This window comes from Marivirga sp. (assembly GCF_024636815.1).
Classification (GTDB): domain Bacteria; phylum Bacteroidota; class Bacteroidia; order Cytophagales; family Cyclobacteriaceae; genus Marivirga.
Genome location: NZ_JAGXGF010000188.1, coordinates 1 through 7,555, shown reverse-complemented (window position 1 = coordinate 7,555; position 7,555 = coordinate 1). Strand labels below are relative to the sequence as shown.

Genomic DNA, 7,555 nt, shown 5'->3' with positions numbered 1-7,555 from the left:
TTAAAATCTGCAGTACTTGACCGATTCTTTCAACTTCTAGTTTAGTACGTAAAGAATGATAATAGATATTTTCTAAGCTATCAATAGTCAAATATCCAAATTCATTATTGCTGCCAACATAAATTCTTCCTTTATGATCAATATGAATGGTACGACTAATTTTCCCTCCTTTTATTGTGATAAATTGCCATTCATTACCATCAAACTTTAGGATTCCATTTAAATTAGAGAAATACAGTAGGCCATCTTCAGTTTGTAGCATATCCCAATTTGATATTCCAGCTTTATAATCTTTAGCGGAATAATGTTGCATTATGGGGGAAAAATAGGATTGGCTATGACCTATATATAAATTCAAAAATGATAGGACTACAAAAAAGATGAAAGTTATAATCTTTTTATTTATGAAGGGATTGTTAATATGTAAAATTCTTCTTTTCAAATTCTATGGATAAAATATCTCTGAAATAGAAATATATAGAATAATATTGAAAATTTTTAGGCCTTTATGATATATGGAGATTATTGTTATAATTTTTTCTCAATCCATAAGTCTTAAGAAAGACGGTATATGTATATTAAATTTGGTCTTGCATTGCTTGTGTCTTCACAACCAGATAATCAATACGGGTGAAAAGTAGAAAATAGTGGTAAAACTTATAGTTTTCTACTGATGTAAATCTGTAAGGCTATCCCTTGAGGTTCATCAATGCTATTAAGTTAGGCTTGGAAGTCTCAACTTTCAATACAATCCTGAAAAATAACCAAGGTTATTTTCTATTGTGGTGGAAATAAGTTGCCGATAATAGAACATGCAAACATTATTTTTTTATCAAACATACGAGAAACTTAAAAAAACAATAGGATTTCCGCTAAAGCGAAAAAAAACCAAATTAGAATATGCTTAACTTAATAGCATTGGAGGGGATCATAGGGCTGTGATTGAGGGGGTAGGTGCCGGTTGGAAAATATGAAATCTTGCTATATTATAAGAAAAAACGGTAGATGTAAATAATGTTACAACTACCGTTTTTTTTAAATCTGTGTAAGATGAATTATCGCTTTAAAGCTTGGATTTTCTTTTCACTAAATTTTTCAGGAAATTCTTCATACCATTTACTTACCGTTTCAGCTCCTAATTTATCATAAATATAGGATAATTGCTGACTCAATTTTTCTTCTTGGTGCTTCTGAAATTTCTGTTTTTCTTCCTCGCTATCAAAGCCTATTATCTTCTCTGAAGCAGGAGTAGGTTCGTGGTGCACAAATAAATTTAGTTTTTCATTACAAAATTTCTGATAGGCACGTGTGTGTAATATGAAATTATGCCACATCTCATCAATGATCAATAAGGAACCGTCAATAAAAAGACGAAATCCTTTCTTTTCCTTAATATTCTCCGAAGCTAGCCATAACCATTTTTTGGTTTCTTTTAGGATTTCTTCCGCATCCTCACGATTTACAGAATATCTTTCCATAAAACCTTCTAAAATGATATGATCTTCATTGCTATCTAATGCTTTTAATAAGTTTTCATTAGATTTGGCAGATATTGATTGAAACATTAGTGTTTTATATTGATATTAATTGCTTACACAATTTGCTTCACATAACTGATGAGCATTTACTTTCTTATTTTCTAAGATTCTCTTCAATAATTGTTCTTTTTCCGTGTTTACTTTTGAATTGTTCTTTTGAGTAGTAGTGTTCATTTCTTGTACTTTTTGGGTTTAAATTAAATTTTAGGATTGCAAAGGTATTTCCTAAAAATTAGTAAACAAGAAAATATGTAACTATTTGAAATACTGTATTTTAACCGATTTAATAAATCATGGGATATTTAATTTTATTATAAATATGTGAATATATTTATTTGGACGGTTATAAAAAAAAAAGTATAAAAATGAGGTAAGAATTATAATAAATAACAATAACTATTTTATCCTAATTTTTAGAAGTCTAATTTGAAAACAAACATTTTAGTTAAATGTTGAAATTGTATTAAATTAATTAGGTCTTCTTCTTTTTCTTTTTAGCCGCAGGAAATAATATGTTATTCAGAATCAATCGATAGCCAGGAGAATTGGGATGTAAATTTAAATCGGTTGGTGGCTCTCCCACAAAGTGCTGATAATCTTCCGGATCATGTCCGCCATAAAAAGTCCAAAAGCCTTTTCCAAAAATTCCATGGATATAACGAGCCTCATCAATTGATGAATTTTCACCTAAAATCACCACATCAGGCTTTATCAATTTCTTTTTATAAGCGGTAGTTTGCCCCATAAAACCTTTCACAAGTTTCTCATGATTTTGGGTTAACATAGTAGGAATAGGATCCCATTTGGCAGAGAATTCAAATAATGTAAAGAAATCATTTCCCTCTTTTATGCCGGGCCTGTCAATTTGATTTTGGTCTATGTTTGAATATTCGTATTCAAGTGGATTCATTTCCAGTTTGAAATCTTCGAAAGCAAGTGTTTGCTCATAGTCTAATTTTTCTTGAGCATTTGGATCTGCAGGGTCACCATCATACATTCTGGCAGCTATGTCAATCCCTGCGGCAGCCAAAGCAATATCATATGTATCTGTAGCAGAACACATAGCAAATAGAAAACCTCCTTTGTTTACGAAACCTCTTATTTTCTGCGTTATGGCAAGTTTAAGTTGTGATACTTTTCTAAAACCATGTTTCTTAGCCATTGCTTCATATTCCTTTTGTTGTTCTATGTACCAAGGCTGGTTGGCATAGCTCCGGTAAAATTTCCCGTATTGACCTGTGAAATCCTCGTGGTGCAAATGCAACCAATCATAATCTGATAATCCTTCAGTCATAATTTCATCATCGAAAATTACATCATAAGGAATTTCAGCATAAGTCAACACTAAGGTAACTGCATCATCCCAAGGTTGCTTTGATTTAGGGGAATATACTGCGATTTTAGGCACTTTATCCAATCGCATAGCATCTTTATTCGAAGATGGGCTGGCAATTTCGTCCAATAAGTTATTGGCCGCTGCATCTGAAATTATTTCATATGATACTCCTCTTATAATTAATTCATTGATGATAGTTTGCCTACTTTCTATCATAAAACTTCCTCCTCTATGATTTAGCAACCAATCTACAGGAATTTCCTTTTCCAATATCCAAAAAGCTACTCCATAAGCTTTCAAATGATTGGACTGCTCCTTATCCATAGGCACTAAAATTTGATTGGCTTGCAAACTCTGAGCAGAAAGGAATATGATGAATATGTAAAGGAAAATTTTTTGAGTCATATCAATATAAAACAATTCTTAAATGTATAACTAAATATAATAAATCGAGTTTCAAATCAAAGTTTCTTACTTTTATGTAATATATCGTGAATAATCACATTAAATTGCCATAATTTACAAAATTATTAATTGCTTTTGGATTATCTAGAAAACATTAAAGAGGGCGTTAGATCGATTAAGGGTAATCGATTAAGGACGATTTTAACTGCTGCGATTATTGCCATTGGTATCACTGCCTTGGTGGGAATCTTGACTGCTATTGATGGGATACAAAGTTCTGTAAGTGGAAACTTGGCAGGATTAGGAGCCAATAATTTTGATATTGAAGCCAGAGGATTGGACGGAAGAAGCAGTACAACTCAAGGTAAGAAGGAAAAACGCTATGAGCCTATTGGCTACAAAGAGGCGGTTCAATTTAAAAGTAAATATAATTTTGCAGGGAATGTTTCTATTTCTACCAGAATTACGGGAAGTGCTGAGTTAAAGTATAAGTCCGAAAAGACGACTCCAACAATAAGAGTTTATGCCTCTGATGAGAATTATTTAATTCAAAATGCTTATGAAATAGCTAAAGGACGAAATTTCGCCCCTTTGGAAGTACAAAATAACAGTGGTGTAGTAATTTTGGGTGCTAATGTTGTAGATAAATTATTTAAAGAAAATGTTGATCCTATAAATAAAGACATCTCATTTTTTGGTTCTAGGTTCAAGGTAATTGGAGTTCTAAAAGAACAAGGTGGAATGGGTGGTGGTGGAGCTGATCAATCTGTATTAATTCCAGTGGGGTTATCTACTTTATTTGCCAACAGAACTTTACAATATGATATTACAGTTTCTGTTCCAGATCCCATTTTTATGGAAAAAGGCATAGCTGAAGCAACTGGTGTGATGCGAGGAATTAGAAGAGATGGTATCGGTCAGGAAAACTCCTTTAATATTCAGAAAAGTGAGTCCTTAGCCGAAAGAATGGAGGAAATTGCAGGCTATTTAAGAATTGGAGGTTTTGCCATTGGAGCTATTACACTTTTGGGCGCTTCCATTGGCTTAATGAATATTATGATGGTCTCTGTAACGGAGAGAACTCGAGAAATTGGCATTAGAAAAGCAATAGGCGCATCTCCAACTAAAATTCGACTACAGTTTTTATGGGAAGCAATTGTTATCTGTCAAATTGGAGGAATTGCTGGCATAATTTTAGGTATAGGTATTGGAAATGGAATAGCTTCAATAGTAGGTGAGGGCGGATTTGTAGTCCCATGGCTGTGGATGTTTGTGGGTGTTGTAATTTGCGTTATAGTAGGCTTAATTTCTGGTTATTACCCGGCTTATAAAGCTTCAAAACTAGACCCTATCGAATCGTTAAGATATGAATGATCGGTAAGTAAAGAAACATGAAGAAATATTTACTCCTCATAATACTGCTTATAAGCATGTCCTATTCGCTAATAGGAAAAGATAGTTATTTTAGAGGATTCTATCATGGGGAAAATGTATTTGTAAGAAATCCATATCTAGGTCAGGATTCAGGGTTTTGCATTGAAGAGATTTATTTAAATGGTGAGTTAATAGTTAAAAATCCAACAGTTTCTGCTTATGAAATTGATATGAAAAATCTTGAGCAGGATACCAGAGTAGTAATACGCATTGTTCACCAAGATGATTGCCAACCCGAACTCACAAATCCTGAAGTTATTGAAAATGATTTGAAATTTAGCTGGCTGAAAATTTATGTAGATGAAAATCAAATTATTTGGATAACCACAAAGGAGTCAAAGGATGGTTTTTATATAGTGGAGAAAGATACGAACGATGGTTGGATGCCTTTGGATACAGTTAAAACTAAGGGTGGGATATTCATAAATCAGCATAGTGTAGAATTAGATCACATACAAGGTGATAACCTGTATAGAGTGCAATATCATGATTCTAAAATAGAGGTTAAATATTCCGAAAGCTTTAATTTTTATTCCGATAAAGCGGAAATTAGCCACGCAATAGATGAAGATAAGTGGATTATTGAGTTTACCGAGGAAGTAAGCTATTTACTTTATAACAATAATAGTAGGATTATAAAAAGAGGAAAAGATGTTTCTTGTGATATCCGAAAGCTTCCCAAAGGCCGATATATGATCAAATATGATGGCAAAGAAGTCTATTTTGATAAGAAATAATAAAGTTGCTTGCGTAATTATAACTTCTATGAGCTGACAATCTAGTAAAATGGCAGTACTTCCTTCAAAGCTAGTGAGGGCTTCTAGCTTGTGTTTTTTATCAAAAACTAAGACCTATCAATTCCTTATCACTTCTGTTTTCCAAATAACCCTCGAGTCATAATTTCAAATTCCTTAAGACTCCTCTTCCAAATAAATTTCAATGAATATAGCTCACGAGCATTTGAGAGTAGTTTACTTCATCTATTAATTCTCTTTTTCTTGGATAAATGCAAATTTAATTCTAACAAACGCTTGTAAGTTAAATTTAAGTTTCGCAAATTACTCGTCATACAGCATAAATTAAAACCAAAACTAATTACTATGGAAATGAGAAAAATTTTAACAGTTTTTTTGGCTTCGGCTTTATTATGGTCTTGTTCGCAAGATGATGAAAACTTAAGTCTAATTGATGATAATATTCAGCCAGAACAAGAGATTGAGATTGTCCCCAAAGAAGAAATTGATGCTATTATTAAAAATGCATTAGAAGAAAGAAATGAATTTAATTGGTCAGAACTTAATGATGTTCAGTTATGGAGTGCTTTAGTACACTCTGACAGTATTTTGACAGTTGGCTACTTAGCCGCAGGTGAGACCAATATCAATGAAAGAATGACCTCAATTAATGTCCAGGATCCTGATTGGGTGAATTCAAGAATGGATATTTTGGATGAAACAAGATCTGTAATTGAGAGAAAAAGACAAGAAAACATCACGGATGAGGAATTACCTAACTTCTCACATGAAGTTCTGCCTTTTATGGAAATGAAAGTCTACGATTTAGAGGTGATTAACAGATTGCGATCTTTGGATAATGTCCGTTACGTAGAACCAGTTAGCTATGTAGTGGATTTTCAGAAATATGGAGAGAACGAGCGTTATAGTGATTCTGGTTGTTCCAATGAGCCTAACTATAATATAGCAGGTCTTTATACTGATATTGCTCCGGGAGCAAAAATGTCATGGAATTATCCTCAAATGGGAATTGATCAGGCATGGAATTACAGCACAGGAGCAGGAATTACTATTGGTATGATTGATACGGGCTTATCTCCTGATCAAGCTAAATTGGGCAGTCAATTCAATTCAGGTTATTCTCAAAACAGAACAGTTGAAAGAAAAGGGACTTACCAAACTGGTTCTTGGTGGTGGAAAGAATATGATGGTCCGGATGATAAATGTGGTCATGGTACTTCCATGGCTGGGGTCGCTACTGCTCCAAGAAGCAGCGATGGTTCCGCTGTTGGTGTAGCTTATAATGCAAATTTAGTAGGCGTTAGAGGAACAAGTGATGTAGTGGTGAATGGTGGAAATGAAAAAGATGGAGTGACCGAGGCCTTAGTGTTTTTAGGAGGTCGCTCTGATGTTAAAATCATCAGTATGTCCATAGGAGATGTTTATCATAACTCAAAAGTAGCTGATGGTATTCGGTATGCTTATGGAAAAGGAAAGCTGATTTTTGCTGCTGCTGGTACTTCCACAAGCTGGACGAATTGGTATGGCGTTATTTTTCCTGCTAATATGAATGAAACTGTAGCAGTAACCGGAGTAAAAGAAGGAAGGTATAAAAGATGTAATACTTGTCACTCTGGAGATAAAGTTGATTTCACTGTAATTATGGAAAAAGCGGGTTCTGATGCTCATCCGCTGTCAGTAGCCATGAGCGGAAATCAGCCATCAACTGTTGGTGGGTCTTCTGTAGCTACTGCTACTACTGCAGGAATTGCAGCTTTGGTCTGGTCTAAAAATCCATCATGGAACAGAGATCAAGTATTACAAAAATTAAAAGAGTCTTCAGATTTTTATCCAAGCAGAAATTCTGAATTTGGATATGGAAACTTAAATGCATTGACTGCAGTTCAATAAATTATTTTAAATGCTGTATTGAAAGGTTGTTTCGTCAAGTGCGAGACAGCCTTTTTTATTTTTAAATCCTATCGTAATTTCTTGCGCAAGCGTCCGTGGCTGTTGCACAACTACCTTTTATAAAAGTTAAAACTACGACTCATTTCCGGGTAATTTCCGTTTTGGAGTTCTGTTATAATCAGGAACTTCCTATACAC

5 protein-coding genes and 1 pseudogene are annotated in these 7,555 nt (G+C 33.7%); 3 read left to right on the top strand and 3 right to left on the bottom strand.

Features of this window, described 5'->3' with window-relative positions; all coding sequences use genetic code 11:
• The 3 genes and pseudogenes from Q0L29_RS13670 to Q0L29_RS13660 form a co-directional block, all read right to left on the bottom strand.
• Positions 1 to 313 (bottom strand): annotated as a pseudogene (locus Q0L29_RS13670) (hypothetical protein); the annotation flags it as partial.
• Between the two features lie 742 nt (positions 314 to 1,055).
• Entirely contained in the window at positions 1,056 to 1,565 is a 510-nt protein-coding gene (locus tag Q0L29_RS13665; protein WP_296622530.1) for a hypothetical protein, read from the bottom strand.
• A 445-nt stretch (positions 1,566 to 2,010) separates the two neighbouring features.
• On the bottom strand, positions 2,011 to 3,279 hold the full coding sequence (locus Q0L29_RS13660; protein WP_296622528.1) for an asparagine synthetase B: 1,269 nt from the start codon (positions 3,277 to 3,279) through the stop codon (positions 2,011 to 2,013).
• Positions 3,280 to 3,414: 135 nt separating this feature from the next.
• Between Q0L29_RS13660 and Q0L29_RS13655 the strand changes: the two genes are divergently transcribed.
• From Q0L29_RS13655 to Q0L29_RS13645, 3 genes are all read left to right on the top strand, one after another.
• Positions 3,415 to 4,653 carry an ABC transporter permease gene (locus Q0L29_RS13655; protein WP_296622526.1) on the top strand — a complete coding sequence of 413 codons (1,239 nt, stop codon included), beginning with the start codon at positions 3,415 to 3,417 and terminating at the stop codon, positions 4,651 to 4,653.
• Between the two features lie 56 nt (positions 4,654 to 4,709).
• Entirely contained in the window at positions 4,710 to 5,450 is a 741-nt protein-coding gene (locus tag Q0L29_RS13650) for a hypothetical protein (RefSeq protein ID WP_296622524.1), read from the top strand.
• A gap of 369 nt (positions 5,451 to 5,819) precedes the next feature.
• On the top strand, positions 5,820 to 7,358 hold the full coding sequence (locus Q0L29_RS13645) for a S8 family serine peptidase (protein WP_296622522.1): 1,539 nt from the start codon (positions 5,820 to 5,822) through the stop codon (positions 7,356 to 7,358).
• The last annotated feature ends 197 nt before the right edge of the window (positions 7,359 to 7,555 follow it).

What these genes read in the sequence shown, in the direction of transcription:
- Q0L29_RS13665 (WP_296622530.1), bottom strand. Translation starts at nt 1,565, where the DNA reads ATGTTTCAATCAATATCTGCCAAATCTAATGAAAACTTATTAAAAGCA.
- Q0L29_RS13660 (WP_296622528.1), bottom strand. Translation starts at nt 3,279, where the DNA reads ATGACTCAAAAAATTTTCCTTTACATATTCATCATATTCCTTTCTGCT.
- Q0L29_RS13650 (WP_296622524.1), top strand. Translation starts at nt 4,710, where the DNA reads ATGTCCTATTCGCTAATAGGAAAAGATAGTTATTTTAGAGGATTCTAT.
- Q0L29_RS13645 (WP_296622522.1), top strand. Translation starts at nt 5,820, where the DNA reads ATGAGAAAAATTTTAACAGTTTTTTTGGCTTCGGCTTTATTATGGTCT.